General features: G+C 38.8%; 27 protein-coding genes and 1 other annotated feature. Of the genes, 24 read left to right on the top strand and 3 right to left on the bottom strand.

Annotated features, from left to right (window positions below):
* Positions 1 to 4 precede the first annotated feature (4 nt).
* The 16 genes from ACY3XC_RS03775 to minD all read left to right on the top strand — a co-directional run bounded on the left by ACY3XC_RS03775 (position 5) and on the right by minD (position 13,710).
* On the top strand, positions 5 to 1,054 hold the full coding sequence (locus ACY3XC_RS03775; protein WP_464867322.1) for a type IV pilus twitching motility protein PilT: 1,050 nt from the start codon (positions 5 to 7) through the stop codon (positions 1,052 to 1,054).
* On the top strand, positions 1,047 to 2,252 hold the full coding sequence (locus ACY3XC_RS03770) for a type II secretion system F family protein (protein WP_464867321.1): 1,206 nt from the start codon (positions 1,047 to 1,049) through the stop codon (positions 2,250 to 2,252). Before ACY3XC_RS03775 ends, ACY3XC_RS03770 begins: the two co-directional genes overlap by 8 nt.
* Before the next feature lie 140 nt (positions 2,253 to 2,392).
* Positions 2,393 to 2,812: a prepilin-type N-terminal cleavage/methylation domain-containing protein gene (locus ACY3XC_RS03765; RefSeq protein ID WP_464867320.1), complete on the top strand. Its 420-nt coding sequence runs from the start codon at positions 2,393 to 2,395 to the stop codon at positions 2,810 to 2,812.
* Between the two features lies 1 nt (position 2,813).
* Positions 2,814 to 3,569 (top strand): prepilin peptidase, encoded by a 756-nt coding sequence (locus tag ACY3XC_RS03760; RefSeq protein ID WP_464867319.1) that lies wholly within the window; start codon positions 2,814 to 2,816, stop codon positions 3,567 to 3,569.
* 17 nt (positions 3,570 to 3,586) lie between these two features.
* Positions 3,587 to 4,582 carry a type IV pilus biogenesis protein PilM gene (gene pilM / locus ACY3XC_RS03755; protein ID WP_464867318.1) on the top strand — a complete coding sequence of 332 codons (996 nt, stop codon included), beginning with the start codon at positions 3,587 to 3,589 and terminating at the stop codon, positions 4,580 to 4,582.
* Positions 4,579 to 5,355, top strand: a complete 777-nt coding sequence (locus ACY3XC_RS03750; protein WP_464867317.1) for a PilN domain-containing protein — start codon at positions 4,579 to 4,581, stop codon at positions 5,353 to 5,355. The genes pilM and ACY3XC_RS03750 overlap by 4 nt, the downstream gene beginning before the upstream one ends.
* Positions 5,352 to 6,131 carry a hypothetical protein gene (locus ACY3XC_RS03745; RefSeq protein WP_464867316.1) on the top strand — a complete coding sequence of 260 codons (780 nt, stop codon included), beginning with the start codon at positions 5,352 to 5,354 and terminating at the stop codon, positions 6,129 to 6,131. The genes ACY3XC_RS03750 and ACY3XC_RS03745 overlap by 4 nt, the downstream gene beginning before the upstream one ends.
* Positions 6,132 to 6,168: 37 nt before the next feature.
* The gene (locus tag ACY3XC_RS03740; protein WP_464867315.1) at positions 6,169 to 6,369 is read left to right on the top strand and encodes a prepilin-type N-terminal cleavage/methylation domain-containing protein; all 201 of its coding nucleotides are present in this window, start codon (positions 6,169 to 6,171) and stop codon (positions 6,367 to 6,369) included.
* A gap of 338 nt (positions 6,370 to 6,707) precedes the next feature.
* Positions 6,708 to 7,784, top strand: a complete 1,077-nt coding sequence (locus ACY3XC_RS03735) for a hypothetical protein (RefSeq protein WP_464867314.1) — start codon at positions 6,708 to 6,710, stop codon at positions 7,782 to 7,784.
* A gap of 231 nt (positions 7,785 to 8,015) precedes the next feature.
* Positions 8,016 to 8,585, top strand: a complete 570-nt coding sequence (locus ACY3XC_RS03730; RefSeq protein ID WP_464867313.1) for a Maf family protein — start codon at positions 8,016 to 8,018, stop codon at positions 8,583 to 8,585.
* 44 nt (positions 8,586 to 8,629) lie between these two features.
* A complete protein-coding gene (gene radC / locus ACY3XC_RS03725; RefSeq protein WP_464867312.1) occupies positions 8,630 to 9,319 on the top strand; it encodes a RadC family protein in 690 nt (229 codons plus the stop codon).
* Positions 9,320 to 9,478: 159 nt separating this feature from the next.
* On the top strand, positions 9,479 to 10,501 hold the full coding sequence (locus tag ACY3XC_RS03720; protein WP_464867311.1) for a rod shape-determining protein: 1,023 nt from the start codon (positions 9,479 to 9,481) through the stop codon (positions 10,499 to 10,501).
* Between the two features lie 198 nt (positions 10,502 to 10,699).
* Entirely contained in the window at positions 10,700 to 11,587 is an 888-nt protein-coding gene (gene mreC / locus ACY3XC_RS03715; protein ID WP_179157276.1) for a rod shape-determining protein MreC, read from the top strand.
* Positions 11,584 to 12,102 (top strand): rod shape-determining protein MreD, encoded by a 519-nt coding sequence (gene mreD / locus ACY3XC_RS03710; RefSeq protein ID WP_464867310.1) that lies wholly within the window; start codon positions 11,584 to 11,586, stop codon positions 12,100 to 12,102. Before mreC ends, mreD begins: the two co-directional genes overlap by 4 nt.
* A gap of 122 nt (positions 12,103 to 12,224) precedes the next feature.
* Positions 12,225 to 12,905, top strand: a complete 681-nt coding sequence (gene minC, locus ACY3XC_RS03705; RefSeq protein ID WP_464867309.1) for a septum site-determining protein MinC — start codon at positions 12,225 to 12,227, stop codon at positions 12,903 to 12,905.
* 1 nt (position 12,906) lies between these two features.
* Positions 12,907 to 13,710 carry a septum site-determining protein MinD gene (gene minD, locus ACY3XC_RS03700; RefSeq protein WP_464867308.1) on the top strand — a complete coding sequence of 268 codons (804 nt, stop codon included), beginning with the start codon at positions 12,907 to 12,909 and terminating at the stop codon, positions 13,708 to 13,710.
* Positions 13,711 to 14,029: 319 nt separating this feature from the next.
* On the opposite strand, the gene ACY3XC_RS03695 is transcribed toward minD, so the two are convergent.
* From ACY3XC_RS03695 to ACY3XC_RS03685, 3 genes are all read right to left on the bottom strand, one after another.
* Positions 14,030 to 14,476 carry a hypothetical protein gene (locus ACY3XC_RS03695; protein ID WP_464867307.1) on the bottom strand — a complete coding sequence of 149 codons (447 nt, stop codon included), beginning with the start codon at positions 14,474 to 14,476 and terminating at the stop codon, positions 14,030 to 14,032.
* A 29-nt stretch (positions 14,477 to 14,505) separates the two neighbouring features.
* The gene (gene speD, locus ACY3XC_RS03690; protein ID WP_464867306.1) at positions 14,506 to 14,886 is read right to left on the bottom strand and encodes an adenosylmethionine decarboxylase; all 381 of its coding nucleotides are present in this window, start codon (positions 14,884 to 14,886) and stop codon (positions 14,506 to 14,508) included.
* 148 nt (positions 14,887 to 15,034) lie between these two features.
* On the bottom strand, positions 15,035 to 16,804 hold the full coding sequence (locus tag ACY3XC_RS03685; protein WP_464867305.1) for a spermine/spermidine synthase domain-containing protein: 1,770 nt from the start codon (positions 16,802 to 16,804) through the stop codon (positions 15,035 to 15,037).
* Between the two features lie 173 nt (positions 16,805 to 16,977).
* On the opposite strand from ACY3XC_RS03685, the gene ACY3XC_RS03680 reads away from it, so the two are divergent.
* From ACY3XC_RS03680 to obgE, 8 genes are all read left to right on the top strand, one after another.
* Entirely contained in the window at positions 16,978 to 17,769 is a 792-nt protein-coding gene (locus ACY3XC_RS03680; protein ID WP_464867304.1) for a peptidoglycan DD-metalloendopeptidase family protein, read from the top strand.
* Positions 17,762 to 18,628, top strand: a complete 867-nt coding sequence (locus ACY3XC_RS03675) for a M50 family metallopeptidase (RefSeq protein ID WP_464867303.1) — start codon at positions 17,762 to 17,764, stop codon at positions 18,626 to 18,628. The genes ACY3XC_RS03680 and ACY3XC_RS03675 overlap by 8 nt, the downstream gene beginning before the upstream one ends.
* 45 nt (positions 18,629 to 18,673) lie before the next feature.
* Positions 18,674 to 20,134: an Rne/Rng family ribonuclease gene (locus ACY3XC_RS03670; RefSeq protein ID WP_464867302.1), complete on the top strand. Its 1,461-nt coding sequence runs from the start codon at positions 18,674 to 18,676 to the stop codon at positions 20,132 to 20,134.
* 48 nt (positions 20,135 to 20,182) lie between these two features.
* Positions 20,183 to 20,264: a sequence feature (ribosomal protein L21 leader region), on the top strand.
* 12 nt (positions 20,265 to 20,276) lie between these two features.
* A complete protein-coding gene (gene rplU, locus ACY3XC_RS03665) occupies positions 20,277 to 20,585 on the top strand; it encodes a 50S ribosomal protein L21 (protein ID WP_464867301.1) in 309 nt (102 codons plus the stop codon).
* Between the two features lie 15 nt (positions 20,586 to 20,600).
* Positions 20,601 to 20,930, top strand: a complete 330-nt coding sequence (locus ACY3XC_RS03660; RefSeq protein ID WP_179157266.1) for a ribosomal-processing cysteine protease Prp — start codon at positions 20,601 to 20,603, stop codon at positions 20,928 to 20,930.
* Positions 20,931 to 20,942: 12 nt separating this feature from the next.
* Positions 20,943 to 21,236: a 50S ribosomal protein L27 gene (gene rpmA / locus ACY3XC_RS03655; protein WP_095248784.1), complete on the top strand. Its 294-nt coding sequence runs from the start codon at positions 20,943 to 20,945 to the stop codon at positions 21,234 to 21,236.
* Between the two features lie 213 nt (positions 21,237 to 21,449).
* Positions 21,450 to 21,980, top strand: a complete 531-nt coding sequence (locus tag ACY3XC_RS03650; RefSeq protein ID WP_464867300.1) for a Spo0B C-terminal domain-containing protein — start codon at positions 21,450 to 21,452, stop codon at positions 21,978 to 21,980.
* A gap of 43 nt (positions 21,981 to 22,023) precedes the next feature.
* Positions 22,024 to 23,313: a GTPase ObgE gene (obgE, locus tag ACY3XC_RS03645; protein ID WP_464867299.1), complete on the top strand. Its 1,290-nt coding sequence runs from the start codon at positions 22,024 to 22,026 to the stop codon at positions 23,311 to 23,313.
* Positions 23,314 to 23,315 lie beyond the last annotated feature (2 nt).

Raw genomic sequence — 23,315 nt, 5'->3', positions numbered from 1 at the left:
CATTATGAGAGAAAAAATAGAGAATATATTAAGGGCTGCGTTAGAATTTAAGGCATCCGACATTCATCTTACTGTCGGCGTCCCACCAGTCTTTCGTATTAATGGGGATATTAAACGCTATGGGAAGGACATATTGCTTCCCGATGACACTGAAGAAATCGCCAAAATAACAATTCCAGAAAATATGTATGATTTATTTAAGGAAAAAGGGGAGCTCGATTACTCATATGGTATTCCAGGAGTATCGCGTTTTCGTGTTAATGCCTATCATCAACGAAAAAGCGTATCGTTAGCTCTAAGGGTAGTGGCTTCCAAAACTCCTACCATTGAAGATTTGGATTTGCCAAAAATCATTCCAGAACTAGTCGAGAAACCGCAGGGGTTGATTCTGGTTACGGGACCGACGGGTAGTGGTAAATCAACTACTCTTGCTTCGATGATTGACTATGTAAATCGTACGATGCGTAAGCATATTGTCACATTAGAAGACCCGATAGAATATCTACACAAGCATGGAAACTCAATTATTGACCAACGTGAAGTTGGTTTTGATACGAAATCCTATGCAAATGGTTTAAAAGGTGCGCTCCGCCAAGACCCAGACATCATTCTTGTGGGGGAAATGCGTGATTTAGAAACAATTGGAATTGCGATAACGGCCGCTGAGACAGGCCACCTTGTATTGGGGACGCTCCATACATCTAGTGCGCCATCAACCATTAATCGTATTATTGACGTATTTCCACCTGCTCAGCAGCCACAAGTACGTGTTCAGTTAGCCTCTGTTTTATTAGGGGTTATTTCACAGAGGTTATTTCCTACGGTTGATAAAAAAGGACGTAAAGCCGCAACGGAGATTCTTGTTAATAACCCGGCGATTGCCAATTTAATTCGGAATGAAAAAATTCACCAAATCCAGAGTACAATGCAAACTTCACGTGCTCAAGGCATGCATACACTTGAAATGAGTATAAAAGACTTGATTGATCGAAATCTAATTCAAAGAGAAGCTGCAACCAAATATCTACAAGAAAAGATGATGCTGGATGGCTAGATTTAAATATTCAGGACGCGACCGACGTGGAAAAAAAGAGGGAACCGTAACGGCTGCTTCAAGAAGAGATGCAATGGCAAAACTAAAAGAAGACGGAATCCGAGTCATTGAAATGTCTGAAGTGCCTGAAACCCTTATGACAATGGAATTGACAATTGGAAATCCTGTAAAGCTACAGCATTTTGTTATTTATTTACGGCAGTTTGCAACACTAATAAAAGCAGGAGTAACCGTCGTTGATGCAACAGGAATCCTTGCAGTCCAGACGGAAAGTAAGGCGCTAAAAAAGGCATTATTGGCTGTCGAACAGGAGTTACGAGAAGGAAACCCTTACTCGGATTCAGTTGCGAAGCATAAGAAGATATTTAACTCGATGTTTATTAACATGGTTAAAGCTGGCGAAGTAGCAGGGAATATGGATGAAACACTAGAGAAGCTTGCAGACGATTTTGAAAAACAGCACGATACTGTGTCAAAAGTAAAGTCTGCCTTGACATACCCTGCAGTTATCGGAGTTCTTGCGATTGGTGCAGTTATCTTCTTACTAGTTGGGGTTGTTCCAACATTTGTAACCATGTTTGAGGATATGGGTGCTGAGCTTCCAGGGATTACGAAATTTGTCTTAAATGCCAGTGGGTTTATGCAATCGTTTTGGTGGATGATACTCCTCATCGTATTAGGCTTTGTGTTCGCGATTGTGTATATGAAGAAAAATAAAAAAACAAAATATTATTTAGATTATTTACTCTTAAGAATGCCGATTTTTGGGAATATGCTGCAAAAAGCTGCACTAGCTCGTATGATGAGAACACTTAGTTCTCTATTTTCTAGTTCTGTTCCTATTTTGCAAGCGATGTCGATTGTTGAAAAGGTAGTAGAAAACGAGGTTATTGCTAGAGTAATTAGAGAATCTAGAGGTTCTCTTGAGAAAGGCCGCTCGATGACTGAGCCGATGATGGACCATTGGGCATTCCCACCGCTTGTAACGCAAATGATTTCCATTGGTGAGAGCACAGGGGCTTTGGATGCGATGTTATCTAAGATTGCTGAGTTCTATGAGAAGGAAGTTGAACAAGGAACAGAAAGGCTTAAATCATTAATTGAACCAATTATGATTGTTTTATTAGCAGGTTTAGTCGGAGTCATTGTTTTATCCATTATGATGCCGATGTTCTCAATGTTTGACCAAATGATTTGATAAACAAATTACTAGTAAATATTACAAATATGTTAAAATTAAGACAAAGTTCGTTAATATTCTCTTTTCTTTAGCTTACATTTATTGTATACTCATAGAGAAATATAACTAGGTTCATAGAACCATAAGGAGATGGACAAATGTTTAAAAAATTGGGTTCGAAACTTAAAGAACAAAAAGGTTTTACATTAATCGAATTACTGGCAGTTATCGTTATTTTAGGTATAATTGCGGCAATTGCTATACCGAGCATCACCAACGTAATGGATAAAAGTAAGAATAAAGCAAAAGTTACAGAAGCTATTCAAATTATTGAAGCTGCAAAGTTAGCATACTCTGAAAATAATGCAAAAGTAAAATTCCACCATGCAGCAGCTACTACTGATACTGCAGATTTAACAACTTATGTATCAAAAGTTAAAGATACTACTTATATAGTTACTTTTAATACATTAACTAATGTTTGGTCCATCGACCATGAAGCTGCTGATATAGCTGAAAAGACATCTACAAAAGATGGTGTAGTAAGTGAAGATGAATTAGCAACAGCTGCTAGATAACATGCTTTATATTTTTTTGCTGGTATATGGATTAGTTTTTGGTTCATTCTTTAATGTAGTTGGACTTCGGGTACCATTAAAACAATCTATTGTTACTCCACGTTCTGCATGTACTATCTGCGGTCATTATTTGAAAATTTATGAACTTTTACCAGTAATTTCATATATATGCCAAAAAGGGAAATGCCGCGGCTGTCAGTCGCGGATTTCTCCTATCTATCCGTTTTTTGAATTACTGACTGGCATATTGTTTGCAACAGCACCACTTGTAATTGGATGGTCCGGAGAATTAGTAATAGCCTTAACACTAATTTCAATGTTTATCATAATTGTTGTTTCTGATATTCACTATATGATCATCCCTGATAAGATCTTAATCTGGTTTGCAGGGATTTTTTTATTGCAACGAATCTTTTGGCCGCTTGCACCATGGTGGGACAGCCTTCTAGGCGCTGCTACTGGCTTTATCCTCCTGCTTGTTATAGCGCTTGTGAGTAAAGGCGGGATGGGCTTCGGTGATGTGAAACTTTATGCCTTACTTGGTTTCGTGTTAGGCTTTAAACTAGTACTTTTATCCTTCTTTTTTTCTACATTATTTGGAGCCGTCATAGGTGGTTTGGCGCTTCTTTTTAAAATTGTAAAAAGAAAACAGCCGATTCCGTTCGGACCATTTATTGCAGCCGGGACATTGACGGCTTATTATTGGGGTTCGGAACTCATCGATTTATACTTACAGTTTCTTAATATAGCTTTATAGAGTAAGGGGTAATAATTATGGCATTTTCCCTCTTTTTATCAAAAAATCGTATAGTTAGCCTGGTAGTAAATGACCATTGTGTTCGTTTTGTTGAATTAAAACAAAACAACCCCCCTGCTGCACAAAAATGGTGCGAACGCTTCCTTCCCCCAGGCGTTATAACCGATGGGAAGATTACTGATATTGATTCGCTAGCGAATATACTTGAAGAGTGTATTGATGAATGGAAAATAAAAGGTCGTCAGGTTCGTTTTCTTGTCCCTGATCCACTTGTAATCATTCGTAAAGTCTCCATTCCTGCGGATGTTCAAGATGATGAAATCAAAGGGTATCTGTATTTGGAACTTGGTTCAAGTATACATTTACCATTTGAAGAACCTGTCTTTGATTATTTTCCACTTGCTAATAATGGCAAGACAAAAGACCTGCTTTTGTTTGCTGCCCCAGAACAATATGTAATGGAATATGCAGAGTTATTCTCTAGTCTGAAGCTAAAACCAATTGCAGCGGATATTTCACCACTTGCACTTTATCGTTTATTTCATCAACTTGGTCAAGCTGGAGAAAATGAGGTTTTATTTACAGTACAGTTTGACTTAACAAGTGTTAACTTGTGTATATTTGAAGAAACCGTTCCTCTAGTTATGCGACAGTTTCCACTACCTTTTGATATCGAGAAATGGGAAATCAAACAGGACACAGCTGGGTTGATGGTGTTTAAATACACTGGTGATACGGAAGAATTAGCGATGCAGTTTGAAGATATATTGAATGAAATTAACAAGTTAGTTGATTTTTATCGTTATACGCTTTCGAATGAAAAAAAGGATGTTTCTAAGTTTCTTTTAAACGGTGACCATCCAATGTTAACAGCGATTTATGATGAAATGAATGACAGATTTGATATTCCTGTTGAGAGGATTGAGCAGGAAGTAGATGAAAATGGTAAAACAGGAAGCGTACCGGCTAATCTATTATTATCTTTAGGTCTCGCTTTAAAAGAGGTGAAATGATGCTAGTAGAAATTAACCTGCTTCCCCAAAAAGAACGTGGTAAAAAGAGTCTCGTGATCTTGTTAGTTAGTTTTGCCGCAGTGTTAGTAGTAATTGGAGGCATATATTTTTGGCAAATCCAATTAGTAAAATCTGATATTGCTGCTGTCGAAGGACAAATATCAAGTACTAAAAAACTTGCAGAAATTGAGCAAAAGAATATTGGAAACAATGAAGCACAGCTATCTGTAACTGTACTAAAAAGTGCAGTAGATTGGGCCAATAATTATCCAATCCAAACTGTTCCAGTTATGCAACACTTAACAGGGTTGCTTCCTGAACGAGGATTTATTCAAAGCTTTGGTTATACGGAGGCAGGGACGGTTTCACTTTCAGTTCAATTTGATAGTGCTAGAGAGGCTGCTTACTTCCTTGACAACTTAAACGAATCGGATTGGATTAATGAAGCGAGTCTCAGCTCATTAAATGCTCAAGAGGTGGAAGAAGCGAAGGAACCAGCTGCTAATCCCACTGATGCTCAAACAGAGAATAACCAGCCGAATAGTAACGATAGCTTTATCGTTACTATAGATCCTAATGATCCAACCAGATTTATCTTTACTCCAGTAAAGCCGACAGGAACAAATGTTATAGAAACAACTAAGGTTGCCGTTCCGACGAATAAATATGTTCCTAGATATATTGGTCAGTTCGAGGTTACATTTACAAAAGATACAATTAAGCAGCTACTAAACAAAGGTGACAGTGATGAAGAAGGAGGGACAGCATCATGAAGCTTAAACTTTCAAAAAAGGAAAAGCTAATACTGTTGGCTGGCATTCTTTTAGTTATCTTACTTATTGCCATTGCCCAATTCATGATGCTCTCTCCTTTAAAGTCTGACCTTGTAACGAAAGAGCAGTCACTGCAAACAGAACAAAAGCTTTTAGATGCCATTACTCAGAAAAAGGCAGATGAAACGAATAAGGTTGTTGAAGATACGAGAGAACTACAGAAGAAGGTGCCTGTCACTCCACTTCAAGAGCAGTTTATCTTGGATCTTGAAAGAGCAGAAAACGTTTCAAATAGTTTAGTTAGATCTATGAGCTTTTCTAAAGACGCAGATGTTACCATTACACCGCCAGTGCAAGAAAGTACTGCGAATGGTGAAACGAGCACTGATGAATCACTTGAGGTCAAGACTGTACAGGAAGTTGAGGCAGAAAAAGAAGCTCAAACGGCTACCACGGTCACTGGTTTAAAGAAGCTAACCATTAGTTTGACTGTCGAATCACCAACCTATGAAGAATTGGAAAAATTTATTGGTACTCTCGAGTCATTGAACAGGATTGTTGTGGTCGAATCTATTAACTATACTGGCGGGCAGGAAATTACCAGTTTAGAAACAGAGCCAGCAGAAAAAAAATTGAGTTATAGTTTATCGGTTTCTGCTTATTATCTGCCTACTTTGAATGATTTAATTGCTGATTTGCCGAAGATTGATGCACCAGGACCTGCTAACAAGAAAAATCCATTAAGCGCATTTTCGGATGTATTAAAAAATAACTAGAATTACTTTCTAAATACCAAGTAAAAAGGGTTTTTACATGAAAAAGACAAGTTATTTTAATGAAAAAGGATATTCACTTGTAGAAGTGCTGGCAGTAATTGTTATTTTAGGTATTATTGCATCAATAGGCCTTGTTTCGGTTTCAAAAGTAATGCTAGTTCAAAAGACAAGTCCTTTGTTAATAATGCATTATCGGTTGTACATGCAGCTGATTTATATCTTAATGATGAAAAAATAGAGGATAAAAATAGCGTAACCAAAATTACGTATGCGGATTTATTTAGTTTAAACTATATAAATGAATTCCACGATCCTTATACAGGTGAAGTATTAACTCCATCAGAGACAACTTATGTTGATGTAACTGGTGGAAAAGTCTCATTCATTTGTCTAGATGGAAAAAAACGCAACCTCTGCGCTGACATTGACAAAATAACAGTAAACCATATAAAGGTGAAAAATTAAAAAAATTGGCGAAAGCATTGTATAACAAGACGACAAAAGTCTTGTTATTTTTTTTTGTGTTTATGATAGGATGGTAGAAATTGCTATTGGTAGGGGAAGGAGTACAAGTTAGTGGACAAGCCGAATCGTGGCAATACCATCAAAATAAAGGTAAATGGAGAAATGCAAACCTTTTCAGATGAGCCCATTAAGAAGGAACAAGAATCTAGTAAAGATTCTTTTACGAAAGTGATAACGATCAATGAGGATAGTAGCGAACAGGATGGTTTCCTGGAGACTGCTGCAGCCAAGGAGTCGATTGATGAAAGCTTTGATTGGATTATTCCGGAGTCGTCAGATAATGATATCAAGGAATATAAAGTTGTCAGCAGCCAGAAGTCGAATAAAGGTGGGAAAAAGAAGCCTGTTTCGTTCTCAACCTTTTCTACTAAGCGGAATGGTGGAGTGTTTAAATCAATCTTAGTAACGGCAGTTTTTGCTATCTTGATTGGGACGAGCTTTGGGGTCTTGATGCTTAAGTTAGTTATTTCTGATAACAGCAAACCAGCTGTAACTGAACCTGCAGTCGAAGAAAAGGGGACAGATAAAGATTCAGAAGCAACCGGAGGGAAGAGTAGTTCTATTGTCATTGGTGCTCAAACTGCGTTTATTGTTCAAGGTGGTGCCTTCTCATCCAAAGATGCAGCATCAGGAGCAGCAAACGAGGCAAAAGATAAAGGTGCACCAGCTCAAACATTAAATATGAATAATAGAGAATTTATGTTTTTAGGTGTGGCAGACTCGATTGAAACAGCAAAACAAATGGAAAGTCATTATGAAGCAAATGGCTTTGATGATGTCCTGCCAAAGCAAATCCCCATTGCTGAAAAAACAGTGAAGGAAATTAATGAAACTGAAAAAAGTTTTCTAGAGGCAGCGCCAGCCATCTATCAACAGCTTTCAAAGGTCACTTCCAATGCCATTGTTTCTGGAAGTATATCATCTGATTTTAGTAAAGAAGTCACGAGTTTAGGTGATCAATTGAAGCAATCCGCAGACCTGAAAAATGAAAAGGTAAAGAATCTAAACGCAGAATTATCCAGTGCACTTGAAAAAGTCAAAGCCTTTCAAGAAAAAAAGAACGAAGATAGTTTAATTGAAGCACAACAGCATTTATTAAACTTTTTAAGTATTTATTATTCATTGTAGTCGACAAAAGCTGATATTTTCCGGGAAATTATTTTAATAAAGTAAGCCTGTCTAATTTGGACAGGCTTTTCCTGTTTAAATCATAATATTCTGAACTTGGATTTAAAGATATTATTTGCATAATTTGACAAAAATCTTCGAACTTTAATGATATAAAAATTGTTTGCTTCAACAAATTCTGATAGGATTAACATGTATCTCCCTAATTGATGCAAAAGGTATGGTGATTGTATGCAGAACCTCATTTTAGCCTCTTCTTCTCCACGGCGAAAAGAACTTCTAGAAAACCTCCGATTAACATTCACAATCTCAAGCAGTGAAGTAGATGAAAGCTTTGATCCAACGCTTTCTCCAGAGGATGTAGTTATGGATCTTGCCGAGCGAAAAGCACAGGTTATTTTTAAAGAAAATCCAAATGCTTTTGTTATTGGTTCCGACACGATTGTCGTTGCGGATGGTCAGGTTTTAGGAAAGCCGATTGACGAAGCAGATGCCAGAGAAATGTTGAAAATTCTTTCTGGAAGAAAGCATGATGTTTACACTGGTGTATCCATTTTGTCTCCAAATGGAACTGCACGATTTTATGAAAGAACAGAAGTTTGGTTTTGGGAGTTAACGGACGAGGAAATCAATTTCTATGTACAAAGTGGTGAGCCGCTTGATAAAGCAGGTGCATATGGTATTCAGCAGCTGGGAAGCATGCTTGTCAAAAAAATTAATGGAGATTATTTTGCGGTTGTCGGCCTGCCTGTCTCAAGGACCTATCGTGAGTTGAAAAGGCTAGGCTACCAGTTGTCGTAACAACAAGATCGTTCATTAACTCCCTAAAATAGGGAGGAAATAGAATGTCGACTAATTCATTAATGATCCGTGATTTTCCTCAAGATGAAAGACCTAGAGAACGATTTATCCAAAATGGTCCAGAGAGTTTATCGAACCATGAACTTATTGCAATCTTACTTAGAACTGGTACAAAGGATGAAAGTGTCTTACAATTGTCCAACCGGCTGCTTACAAACTTTGAAGGCTTACGGCTTTTAAAAGCGGCCACATTGGAAGAAATGACGGAAATTAAGGGAATTGGCCAGGCAAAGGCGATCCAAATTTTAGCTGCTGTTGAAATTGGCAGAAGGATTGCCAACTTAAATTATACTGACCGTTATGTGATCCGCTCACCTGAAGATGGTGCCAATTATGTGATGAACGACATGCGCTTTTTATCACAGGAGCATTTCGTTTGCTTGTACCTCAATACGAAAAACCAAGTGCTCCATAAACAAACCATCTTTATTGGAAGCTTAAATGCCTCGATCGTACATCCTAGGGAGGTGTTTCGCGATGCCCTAAAACGATCAGCTGCCTCCATCATATGCCTCCATAACCACCCAAGCGGTGATCCTGCCCCGAGCAGAGAGGATATCGAGGTCACAAAGAGGCTTGTGGAATGCGGAAAAATGATAGGCATCGACGTCCTCGACCACCTCATCATTGGCGAAAATAAATTTGTCTCTCTCAAGGAAAAAGGATATTTATAATACTATGATTTTTTAAGACGTTGGGATATAATAATGTTTATGATTTTTTAGGACATCTTTCATGTTTACTATATAAATTTTACTAGAAAAATACATGATTAGAAGGTAGGTATATTCACTTACCTAAGCTATTTTCGTATCAGAAAGGGAGATACAACTATGTTTGGAATTGGGACAAGAGACCTTGGAATTGACTTGGGGACCGCAAATACCCTTGTTTATGTAAAAGGTAAAGGAATTGTATTAAGAGAGCCATCAGTTGTGGCTATGCAGACAGACACGAAATCGATTGTGGCGGTTGGTAATGATGCGAAGAACATGATTGGACGTACACCAGGAAATGTAGTCGCAATGAGACCAATGAAGGATGGTGTCATCGCGGACTTTGAGATTACAGCAGCGATGATGAAACACCATATCCGTCAAGCTATTAAAAGTAAGAGCATTTTCTCAGGTAAGCCTTATGTAATGGTTTGTGTACCATCAGGAATAACGGCTGTTGAGGAAAGAGCTGTAATAGATGCAACACGACAAGCAGGTGCTAAGGACGCCTATACGATTGAGGAGCCATTTGCGGCTGCCATCGGTGCAAACCTTCCTGTATGGGAGCCAACGGGCAGTATGGTGGTCGATATTGGCGGAGGTACAACAGAAGTAGCGATTATTTCTTTAGGTGGTATCGTTACGAGCATATCTATTCGTGTGGCTGGCGATGAAATGGACGAATCAATTGTTACTTTTATCCGGAAAAATTATAACCTGATGATTGGGGAGCGTACAGCGGAAGCCATTAAAATGGAAGTTGGATCTGCAGGTGACCCTGAGGGTATCGAAAATATGGAAATTCGCGGCCGGGACTTATTAACTGGTTTGCCAAAAACAATTGAAATCACAGCGAAGGAAATTGGTGTTGCTTTAAAAGATACAGTCTACGCAATTGTAGAGGCTGTAAAAAATACTTTAGAAAAAACACCTCCAGAACTTGCTGCAGATATTATGGACCGTGGAATTGTTTTAACAGGCGGAGGAGCGCTGCTTCGAAATCTGGACAAGGTAATTAGTGAAGAAACTAACATGCCTGTACTTATTGCAGAAAATCCACTTGATTGTGTGGCTATCGGTACTGGAAAAGCACTAGACCATATCCAACTATTCAAAAACAAAGCAAAAGAATCAAGATAACATAAAAATAGGTAGTGTTAAAACTAATTGTTGATTGGAGCGGAAGGCACGAGACTCCTGCGGGAGGACGGGGCTGGGGAGACCCCACAGGCGCTAATGCGCCGAGGAGGCTCCCCGGACCGCCCGCGGAAAGCGAAGTGCCTGGAGTGGAAATCAACTGCACATTTAACACAGACATAAAAATAGAGGTGTATAATCATGCCACAGTTCTTTTTGAATAAACGATTGATCGTTTTGCTGGTAAGCATTATTGTTCTCGTGGCATTGATTGGGTTTTCGTTAAGGGAGAGAAGTAAACTATCCTGGCCGGAACAGTTCTTAAAGGATACTGTCGGCTTGGTTCAATCCCTGGTTTCAAAGCCTGCTCATTTAGTTGCAGGTTTCTTTGAAAATCTTCAGGACTTGCAAAATACATATGAAGAGAATAAAGAATTAAAGTCACGGCTGGAGAAACTTGTTAGCCTTGAAGCACAGGTACATGAGCTTGAAAAGGACAATAATGAGCTGCGTGATATTCTCGGTGAAGAAGAGACCCTGAGTGATTTTGAACCTTTACAGGCAACAGTAATAGGTAGAAACCCTGATCGTTGGCATGAAATGATTATTATCAATAAAGGAAAAACTAATGGTATTAAGAAAAATATGGCGGTTGTCACTGCCCATGGCTTGATTGGAAAGGTAAAAACAGTCAATCAATTTAGTTCAACGGTCCAATTGTTAAGTGCAATGGATCCAAAGAATCGGATTTCTGCAATCGTACAAGGTGAGACGGATGTTTTTGGACTGGTTGAAGGATATGACAAAGAGAAAAAAGCGTTGTTAATAAAAGCGATCCCTTCGGGGGTGGAAATTAAAAAAGGGCAAAATGTCATTACCTCAGGTTTAGGTGGAGTCTTTCCTAAGGGCTTACAAATTGGGAAAGTCATAGATGTTAAGCCAGACGAATATGGATTGAACCAAACAGCTTTAGTGGATCCGGGTGCGGATTTTTATGATTTGGAAAATATTATTGTGATCACACGATCGATGGCTCAGCCTAATGAAAGTGATATGGGCGAAACCGAAGGGAAGGAGGAGGATTTGTGAAGAAATTCCTACTTCCTCTTTTGTTTCTCTTCCTTTTCTTATTAGAGAGTATTTTCGTCCAATATATTCCGCCAGAGGTCTTTGGGCACAACTACATTTTGGCGCCGCATTTTCTATTCGCAGGAATATTGTTTTTGACCATTTATGCAGGCAGAAAATATGGAATCATCTATGCAGCCATTTTTGGTCTGCTATTTGATATTGTTTGGATCGAGATTATTGGTATTTACTTATTCCTATTTCCATTCATTGCGTACCTTATTTCGAAAATTATGCACGTGCTGCAAACGAATATTATTGTTGCATTTTTAGTATCTTTAGTGGGGATTGCCTTGCTTGAATTAGGAGTTTATGAAATGGACTTTTTAATCCATATCACTACTCTTAAATTTATGAGTTATCTTGAGATGCGTTTTTATCCTACCCTCATTCTAAATGCAATCTTTCTCTTAATCGCGGCGTACCCATTAAAGCGTCATTTTGAAAGTTTTGCGGAAAGCTTGCGAGATGAATGATTTTTGTATTTCTTTTTAAAAAAGGAGAATACAGAAAGCGTGTCGAATTGTATAATAGAAGTGTGTCTATGGATAGAAAAGGTATCTAATGTGTTTCTTATTATTTGAGGTGAGTTTTCTCCATGAAAAAGCGGCAAAATGTTACGATTAAAGGTACGAAGGATGGAATTGTCCTTCATCTTGATGATAGCTGTTCCTATTATGAGCTGAAAAAAGAGCTCGATGAAAAACTATCTGAAAATCAAAGAACTCAGGCTGAGCGGCAATTAACACCTGTTAAAGTAGATGTGGGCAACAGGTATTTGACTGACGCTCAGCGTGAAGAAATAAAAGACCTTATCCGTCAAAAAAAGGATTTAGTGGTCGATAAAATTGAATCAAACGTTGTCACACGAGCCGAAGTAGACAAGCTGAAAGCGGAAAACGAAGTCGTTACCGTTGCTCGTATCATCCGCTCCGGACAAGTATTAGAAGTTCCAGGAGATTTACTGCTCGTTGGCGATGTAAATCCAGGTGGAACCGTAATAGCTGGCGGCAATATTTTTATCATGGGATCGTTAAAGGGAATAGCCCATGCAGGGGTTTTTGGCAATGATCAAGCGGTTATCACTGCATCTAGCATGCAGCCTTCACAGCTAAGGATTAGTGATTGTCTAAACCGTGCGCCCGATAACGCCAAAAATAATGAAAAACGTGAAATGGAATGTGCGTACATCGACGATAACCATCAAATCATCGTAGATAGATTGCAAGTTTTAATAAATTTAAGGCCTAATTTAACGAGATTAGAAGGGGGACATTAATGTGGGAGAGGCAATAGTAATTACATCCGGTAAGGGCGGCGTCGGAAAAACCACGACTTCTGCTAATATAGGTACAGCATTGGCCCTTCAAGGAAAAAAGGTATGTTTAGTAGATACAGATATTGGCCTTCGAAATTTAGATGTCGTAATGGGGCTGGAAAATCGAATTATTTATGATCTTGTAGATGTAGTAGAAGGTAGATGTAAAATCCACCAAGCACTCGTTAAGGATAAGAGATTCGAAGATTTATTGTATTTGCTGCCAGCAGCGCAAACAGTTGATAAGTCAGCGGTTAAGCCAGAACAGATGCACAAACTAATTAATGAACTTAAGCAAGACTATGACTATATTGTTATTGATTGCCCTGCAGGAATCGAGCAAGGCTTCCAAAACGCCATTGCAGGTGCTGACAGTGCCATTGTCGTCACAACCCCTGAAGTATCAGCTGTCCGTGACGCTGATAGAATCATAGGATTACTCGAGAAATCGCAGACAATCGAGCCTCCGAAATTAGTGATTAACCGAATTCGTAATCATATGATGAAAAGCGGCGATATGCTGGATGTAGATGAAATCACTGCACATCTATCTATAGAGTTAATTGGAATCGTCGCAGATGACGAGGAAGTCATTAAGGCATCCAATCACGGCGAACCGATTGCCTTGAATCCTAATAGTAAAGCATCCATCGCTTACCGAAATATCGCTCGACGTATTTTAGGGGAATCGATCCCGTTGCAGCCGCTAGAAGAAGCCAACAAAAGCGTTTTTGGGAAAATTAAGAAGTTTTTTGGTGTTAGATAATATATAGACCTGTTCACTAAATTGTGGACAGGCTATTTTTTATAGCTCGTTTTGGTAATATTTGGCTATAAGTCCAAAGTGGTGGCAAAAAAGTCCAAAACTATTAAAAAAAGGTCCATAACCCCAAGGAAATAGTCCAAAACCACTAAAAAATAGTCCAAATATATATGAAAAAAGTCCATAATCCAAAAACACCAATACCAAGTCATACAAACAAGAGTGTCTTTGGTAAAATTAAAAATTTCTTTGGTGTTAGATTATAAATAAATAGGCCTGTTCACTTCATAGTGGACAGGTCCTTTAGTATGTTCCTAGCATTTTAATATTCAAGCAATTGAACAGTGAGTCCGGCTCTAATATAACGTGGCAGTCTGCCTCTAGGAGCATACATATTAGAAATATAAATACCAATTGCATCTCCAGTATACAAATAAGCTTGAACAATTATTCCCGTGCCGGTACTTATCCCGTTTGCTCCAAAGGTAGAACCTATCAGTGGGTCGGATCCGTCAGGTAGACGGTTGATGTTGAATACTGCTGATTGGTCTTCTTCCAAAATTACGGATACATCTGCTGTGACTTGATATACACCTGACTTGTAAACTGTAATGGAATTGGCCGCAATATCTGGTCTAGTATTTTGGTAAGGACCCGCTATTGTAAAATCAATTAGTTTCCCAGCTGTAAGAGGAATAATTTTACCATCAGGGGTGTCTTGTTTATATAATGATCCATAGGTAAATGGCTTTACGTTTTTTATTCTCATATCTTTCCACCTTGGTTAAATAGGCAATATCAACTGCCTAATTCTTCACAATTAATCAATTGAGGATAGGTAACGCCTCGGGAAATGGAGTAGACCATTGCTTGCTTTGAAGACAATTCTTTTATTAGAAATTCTACTTGGGGTTTAAGTTCCAGGGTGCCGCAAGTATAAAAGTCAAGTGACACATACCTCTCTTCTGGCCATGTATGAATGGATAAATGGGATGTGGATAAAACCAGTACCCCTGTCACACCTTGTGGCTGAAATTGGTGGAAGTAAGAGTACAGAATTTCCATATTTGCATCTTGAGCCGCCTTTTTACACATTTCTTCTAAAAATTTTATGTTATTTAAATGGGTCGTATCGCACTTAAATGCGTCAATAATAATATGCATTCCTTCTTTGCTCAAAGAATTATCATTCCCCTCCGTTTTCCTTTGTAAATTATGGTATGAGATTTATAAAAAATAAATTGTACCGTTGTCCATGTTTTGTTGAAAGAATATAATTTCCAAAGAGCTGCTATACTCACATTCAGAGTAGAGCCTTTTTTGTAAATTACCTTCTTAGCTCTTGTTTATAAATTTCATGTAATTTTAGGTTAGACAAGGTATTCATATGTGAATTCTCGCGAACAGACCGGTACTTAGATGGAAAGCTAAATAAGCTGGACAGGTCTTCAGGGAGTGTTTGATTCGGGACCAATACTTTTCTATTCAAAGATTGTAGCTGCTTTTTTGAAGCCAGGTGAAACCCCCAATCCCCAAATGAAGGAACATCTGTATGGTAACTCCTGATATGCATTCCAGTCCCCTTAAGTGATAATCCAATGCTCCAGTAAACAAATGGGGCATACTCCGGCGAATGAGATTGGCAGACTAGAATGCCATCTTCCGTTAAAAGATTGGATAATTGGCTAAAAAATTCTACCGTATACAATCGGCTCAATATTTCATCGCCTGGATCTGGCAAGTCTACAATGATGACATCATACGGTCTCTTTTGTTCTTTTTGAAATACCTGAATATCTTTTTGATGGACGGATACCCGTTTATCATGGAGTGCTCTTTTGTTGAGGGAAGAAACCTTGGGTATATTACGGGCTATGTGGATCATTAACGGGTCGAGATCCACTAAGTCAATATGCTTCACATCTGGATATTTAAGAACTTCACGAATGGCAAATCCATCCCCGCCACCGGCAATCAGGACACGTTCCCTTTTTTGAACTATGGAAAGTGCCGGATGAACAAGAGCTTCATGATAGATTTTTTCATCTAAAGAACTAAATTGTAGCTGCTTGTCTAGATATAGTCGCACATCTTTAGTCTCCAACACTAATACTCGATCTCCCTTTGTTCTGCCTTCATATAGGACACGGTGGGAATTGGAAAGCAGATGACGAAGTTCTTTCACATCTTCCGGATCTTGCACTTTGTTCGGAAGGAATCCACATAATCGTAAGCACTTTAAGGAGTTTACAACAGCTTGTTTTTTGACTGACATTATCCGCTGCGAAAAAGTAAACCATTTATTTAGATATTTTGGTAGTGAACGGTTTTGGACATCTGGTTTCTCTCCACACCATTTTAGAACTTTCTTTCCGGCGAGGTGAAATCCACATTCTCCAAACCATGGGACATTGACATGATAGTTGAGAGTATGGAGGGATGCGCTTTGTATTGTTTTATCAATACTCCAGAATACTAACGGAGTGTCTTCAGGCGAAGCGGACTGTGAAACCAATATACCGTCATCGGTTAGGAGATTGGATAATTTTCTAAAGAATTCTGTTGTGTACATTTTGCTTAATTCCATGGATTCAGGATCAGGAAGATTAGCGATGATCACATCAAATGGCTGCTGTTCTTTCTTGAAGAAGTCATGAGTGCTACTCGTGATGATTTGAACACGTCTATCGAAAAATGAATCTTCGTTTATCTCAGAAATTTCTTGTGTTTTCTGGGCAGCTAAAAGGGTTTCAGCAGATAAGGGTACTAAACTAACGTGGCTGACATCTGAATATTTGAGGACTTCGCGCAATGCCATTCCACATTCATCTCCGATTACTAAGACACGTTCGTGCTTGTCAGATAAAACAAAAGCCGGATGAACAAGGGCTTCGTGATAAATCCGTTCATCCATGGAATTCCATACTAATTGATTATTCCAATATAAACGTATATTCTTCGCTTCTATTAAGAGTACGTCTTGGTATGGACTCTTCCCCTCAAAAAGAACTTGGTGGGGACCCTTTAATAATTGCTCTAACTCAATTAAATCGTAAACATCACCACGAAAAGTCTCATGTTTGTCGCTGGTAGACAAAATTATTCACCTCTATTTATTAACTTACAGCCATTATATGGATAAGCAATAAAAATGTGTGGCTTATCCACAAATCAATAAAGCTAAAATCTTTTTTAAAATTTCCCCAAAAGTCATACTCTGTGAGACAACCTCATAGACTTGTACAAAAAGCTCTCTAAAGGTTGGTGGGTATGATGCGGTCTACACCAGAGGAAATACGGCGACGAATCGCAAAGCGAAAACGAGAAAATGGTGGTTCATCAGGAAAAGGCCCTGAAAGAGAAATAAGCTGGCCAGGGGACGATGAAAAATATGGTTTTAACAATTTTTCTTCCTATGACCCAGGCAAGGATGAAGTCGTTCATCCTTTATTTAAAAAGGAAATCTTCATCTTCAAGATTTTGGCATCCGCTGTTTTATTTCTTGTAATTGCTATTATGTTCCGAGAAAACTCAGCAACATTTGCTCCAGCGAAGGATTTTGTGATGAAGACAATGGAGCAGGATTTTAAATTTGCCACAGTATCAAAATGGTACGAAGATCAATTCGGTAAACCATTAGCACTTCTGCCTTTTTCAGAGGATGGGAAAGTAGAAGATAAAAACGTTGTTGAGAAAGATCATGATATACCTGTATTCTCAGGAAAAGTCCTCGAAAATTTCGAGAAAAATGGACAGGGCATTATGATTGAAACAACAAAGGGCGCTACGGTTGAAGCAATGAAAGAAGGAAATGTCATGTTTGCGGGCGTTAAGGAAGATACGGGCAAGACCGTCATTATCCAGCACGCTGATCAAACACAGTCCACCTATGGTAACCTCAATGAAATTAAGGTTAGTTTATATGAATTTATCGAGACAGAAACCATCGTAGGTACAGCCTCAGAATCAGCTGGGGAAGACAAAACGAAGGGCACCTATTATTTTTCCATCAAAAAGGGCGATGATTTCATCGATCCGATACAGGTGATTCGCTTTGAGTAGAGTCATTAATTTATTACAACATGTATATATCCATCCCTTGTTATGGATTGTCATCGCGATATCAATTGCTACAGCACATTTCTTAGAGCTCTGCCTGTTAATCGCCATCATTTTTGTTCACGAAATGGGGCATGCTGCTGCGGCTTCTTTTTTTTCTTGGAGAATAAAAAAAATCACTCTCCTCCCCTTTGGAGGGGTGGCTGAAATGGAGGAGCACGGTAACCGGCCGTTGAAGGAAGAGGCTATAGTCGTGCTTGCAGGTCCTATTCAGCACATCTGGATGGTAGCAGCAGCTTACGCACTATTTTCCTTTGATTTTATGTCTGAGGATTTGTTATTTTTATTTTTTAACTACAACATTATGATTTTTATCTTTAATATGTTTCCGGTTTGGCCGCTAGATGGCGGAAAGCTTATTTTTATGCTACTTTCCTTGAAAAAATCATTTCCCATAGCCCACCGGTTAACACTAATCATTTCTTTTTTTAGCGTTGGAATCTTTTCGGTAGTAACACTGCTAGCCGCCCCACAGCAAATAAATGTCTGGATTATTGTAGGCTTCTTATTATTCTCGCTTTATCACGAGTGGAAGCAGCGCCGCTACATCTTTATGAGATTTTTACTTGAACGATACTATGGGAAAAAGAGTGACCTTCATGCTTTGAAACCCATTCAAGCCAATGAGCAAGATTTGCTAATCGACGTTTTGGAAAAATTTCAGAGGGGTTGCAAGCACCCTATTATCATTGAAAGTGATGGCAAAGAAAAAGGGATGTTAGACGAAAACGAACTACTGCATGCTTATTTTTCCGAAAAACGACTATCTGATAAAATCAGTGACCTTCTCTTTTCATACTAATTAGGTATAATAGAATCAATTAGCAAGAAAAGTGAGGATGTTGGTTTGGAAAAGTTAATTGTAAATGCAGATTCGAGAGAAAAGAGATTTGCTTTTGTTCGCGATAATACAGTTGAAGAGATAATTTTTGACCGACCAGAGCAACGATCTCTGGTCGGTAATATTTATTTTGGGACCGTGACCAAGGTTCTGAAGGGGATGAATGCGGCGTTTATCGATATTGGCGAGGAGAAAAACGCCTATTTACATCGTGATGTTCTCGCGTCTTATGTTTTATCTCCTGAACGGAGTATCGATAAAGAGAAGAAAAGTGTATCATCCTTTGTTCATCAAGGAGAAAAGTTATTAGTACAAGTAGATAAGGATGCGACTGGCGTTAAGGGTGCCAGAGTAACAGGGATCATTGAGATACCTGGGGACAACTTTATTTATATGCCCCAAGGTCGGTATGTGGCAGTCTCTAAAAAAATTGTAGACGAAAAGGACGATCTCCGCAGTTTTGGTATGAAACTGAAAAGTGCAGAAGAAGGCCTAATTCTTCGTACATCCAGTACCTCAGCAACTCAAGTGGAAATGGAGAATGAACTAACCACCTTACGAAGCCAGTATGCAGAACTATTGGAGAAAGCAGCTTCTTTTAAAAAGCCGGGGATTCTATATCAAAAAGATACCTTTACCGAATTGGTACTTGAGACCGTTTCGAATATGTCATTTGGTGAAGTGTTTATTGATGACCTTTCACTAAAACATCAAATACAATCGATAAACCCTAAACTAAAGATTACCTATTATAATGGTAAAGAAAATATCTTCACAGTTCATCGAATTGAGCATGAAATTGATAAAGCACTAAAGCGAATCGTCTGGCTCGACAATGGTGCCTATTTAATTTTTGATGAAACCGAGGCCATGACGATTATCGACGTAAATACCGGGAAGTTTTCCGGTAAAACTGATTATCAGGATACTGTGGTAAAAACAAATACACTAGCTGCTATCGAAGTTGCTCGACAACTTAGGCTCCGTGATATTGGCGGGATTATCCTCATCGACTTTATTGATATGAAAAACGAAAAGGACAGGCGTTACATACAAGAAACGATTGAGAAAGAATTCCATAAGGATAAAACTAGAACCAAAATCATTGGTTTTACCTCACTTGGTATACTACAGCTGACAAGGAAGAAAACCAAGGTTTCGATATCAGAAGCACTTCAAGTCAAATGTCCAGTTTGTGATGGAGCAGGCAGAATATTAAGTGCAGAGACAATGGCATTCCGCCTAGAGAGGGAATTATTAGAACACCGAAATTCAGATGCGGAAGCGGTATTAGTTGAAACAACGCAAGCTGTAAGAGATGAAATCGCACCACATCTTGGTATGTTAGAAGAATGGCTGAAATTTAAAGTGTATTTCTTAATCCAGTTCTCTGTCTCTCATTACTATGTAGTAAAACAATTTGGGAATCATGCTGAAATAGCTCAAAAAGCTGGAGAATCTTATTGACACTTTCGCCTATACCATGATAAAATTATCGATGTTATGTTTGTAGCACCCGTGCTACAACCGCACAGGACAGGTATTAAGCTGGATGCTTATGCATTTGCGCCTGTATATGGCGAGTCTGAGTTTATAAGGAGGTGCAGTTATGTACGCAATTATCGAAACAGGTGGTAAGCAAATCAAGGTAGAAGCTGGTAAAGCTATCTATATTGAAAAGCTTAACGCTGAAGCTGGTGAAACAGTTACATTTGATAAGGTTCTTTTCGTTGGCGGTGAAAATGTAAAAGTAGGAAGCCCATTAGTGGCAGGTGCTACAGTTACAGCTAAAGTTGAAAAACAAGGTCGCGCTAAGAAAATCATCGTTTTCAAATACAAAGCGAAGAAAAACAACCGTAAAAAGCAAGGTCATCGTCAGCCATACACTAAAGTTATGATTGAAGCAATCAACGCGTAAGGTGTTGGTTAATAGATGATTAATATTACGATTAATCGTACTGAATCCGAATTCATTCATTCATTTATAATAAGTGGTCATGCATTTTTCGCTGATCGAGGAAAGGATATCGTCTGTGCAGGCGCATCCGCAGTATCCATCGGTGCAATCAATGCTGTGCACGCCTTAACTGGTGTCACGCCTGAGATTGAACAGGGAGACGGCTTTCTCCGCTGTGTTGTTCCAGAGAAACTTTCGGAAGACATTAATGAGAAGGTTCAACTTCTTCTTGAAGGTATGATTATATCATTACAAACGATTGAAGAAGAGTACGGAAAGCACATAAAAATTACCTTCAAAAAGTAGGAGGTGGAATAAATGTTATTAAAATTAGATCTTCAGTTGTTTGCATCTAAAAAGGGAGTAGGTTCGACTAGAAACGGACGTGACTCTCAAGCAAAACGCCTTGGCGCTAAGCGTGCAGATGGTCAGTTCGTATCTGGTGGTTCAATCCTTTACCGTCAACGCGGTACAAAGATTTACCCAGGTGAAAACGTAGGCCGTGGAGGAGACGACACTCTTTTTGCAAAAATCGACGGCGTTGTGAAATTCGAACGTTTTGGTCGTGACCGTAAAAAAGTGAGCGTTTATCCAGTAGCTCAAGAAGCGTAAGCATTCAGAGAAAACTCTAACCTGATTGGTTAGGGTTTTCTTTTTTAACTAAAAAGGAAAAAATACCCAATTATAAACTCCAATTTGACCTCCTATGAAAAGCCTCATAATACCTCAAATGGAAAACATTCACGCAAAATTGCTTACTCATGTGAACTTTTTTGATATACTAACATCAAATAGTTTTACGAGACCCTAGCTAGGAGTGCGATTATGGACAAAGAATGGGATATCGTTGAAGTGCTGCGGCACTCACGGCATGATTGGCTGAATAGGCTGCAGTTAATCAAAGGCAACTTGGATTTAAATAGAATTGACCGGGCAAAAGAATATATAAATGAAATTGTAATCGAGGCACAGCATGAATCGAGGCTGTCGAATCTTCGATTGCTAAAATTTGCCTCCTTGCTCTTGAAATTAAATTGGGAGAGGCATTTATTTCTGCTTGAATACGAGGTTATTAACGATTTAGAGGCAGTGGAAATAAATGATAACATTCTCTCGAATTGGACAAAATCCTTCTTTATTTGCTTAGATCAGGCGATCGAGGCGTTTCAAGAAAATCATTTATCAATAACAATTCAACCGCAATCAGATGGAGTTCGTTTCTTTTTTGATTTTAGCGGAATAATAATAAAAAAAGAACTGATTGAACAATTTCTGAACTCCTCTGAAATACAGTGTGTAGTTAAGGAATTCTCAGAAAACGAATTGAGTTTAGAAGTCTTTATGCCGATAGTATAAGCTTGTATTCCATTCGTTTATCAGTCAAATCAGGAGGATTCACATGTTTGTCGATCAAACGAAGATTTACGTAAAAGGCGGAGATGGCGGTAATGGAATGGTCGCGTTTCGTCGTGAAAAATATGTACCAATGGGTGGACCTGCTGGCGGAGACGGCGGTAAAGGTGCCAATGTTGTTTTTGAAGTAAATGAGGGTTTGCGTACATTAATGGATTTCCGTTATCAACGCCATTGGAAAGCCCCGCGTGGTGAGCATGGCATGTCCAAAAATCAGCACGGTAAAAATGCCAAAGATATGATTGTTAAGGTACCACCAGGCACAGTCGTGATGGATGCAGAAACAAAAGAAGTTATTGCCGATCTAGTTGAGAACGGTCAGCGTGCTGTTATTGCTAAAGGCGGGCGAGGTGGAAGAGGGAATTCCCGTTTCGCGACCCCTTCAAATCCGGCGCCAGAGTTGGCTGAAAATGGCGAACCAGGTCAAGAGCGTGATGTTATCCTTGAATTAAAGCTCCTTGCTGACGTTGGGCTTGTAGGCTTCCCAAGTGTTGGGAAATCCACTTTATTATCAGTCGTTTCTTCTGCAAAACCTAAAATCGCTGAATATCATTTTACAACGATTGTTCCAAACCTTGGAATGGTTGAAACCGAAGATAACAGAAGTTTTGTAATGGCAGACTTGCCTGGATTAATTGAAGGTGCAAGTGAAGGTGTAGGACTTGGTCATCAATTTTTACGTCATATTGAACGGACACGTGTAATCGTTCATGTCATTGATATGGCTGCGATCGAAGGCCGCGATCCATATGAGGATTACCTGACAATTAATAAGGAGTTAGAAGAGTATAATCTCCGCTTAACCGAGCGTCCGCAAATTATTGTGGCCAATAAAATGGACATGCCGGAAGCGGAAGAGAATCTGCAAAAGTTTAAAGAGCGACTAGAGGAAGATTTTCCGATTTTCCCGATTTCTGCATTATCAAGAAAAGGCTTGAGAGAGCTATTATTTGCGATTGCAGACAAAATCGAGCAAACTCCAGAATTTCCTCTTGATCATGAAGAAGAAGATACAGGTGTTAATCGAGTTCTTTACAAGCATGAGGCAGATCCTGAGGCATTCTATATTACAAGAGAACCAGATGGATCATTTGTAATTTCAGGAGAAAAGGTTGAAAAACTGTTTAAGATGACTAATTTCCAAACAGAAGAATCTGTTCGCCGCTTTTCAAGACAGCTTCGTGGTCTAGGGGTAGATGAGGCCTTAAGGAAAAAAGGTGCAAAAGATGGAGATACCGTTAAATTATTAGAATTTGAATTTGAATTTGTTGAATAGGA

The sequence above is a fragment of the Bacillus sp. CZDM1 genome (genome assembly GCF_055502545.1).
Note: the sequence above shows the minus strand (reverse complement) of the source record. Positions and strands in the feature narration are given on the sequence as shown.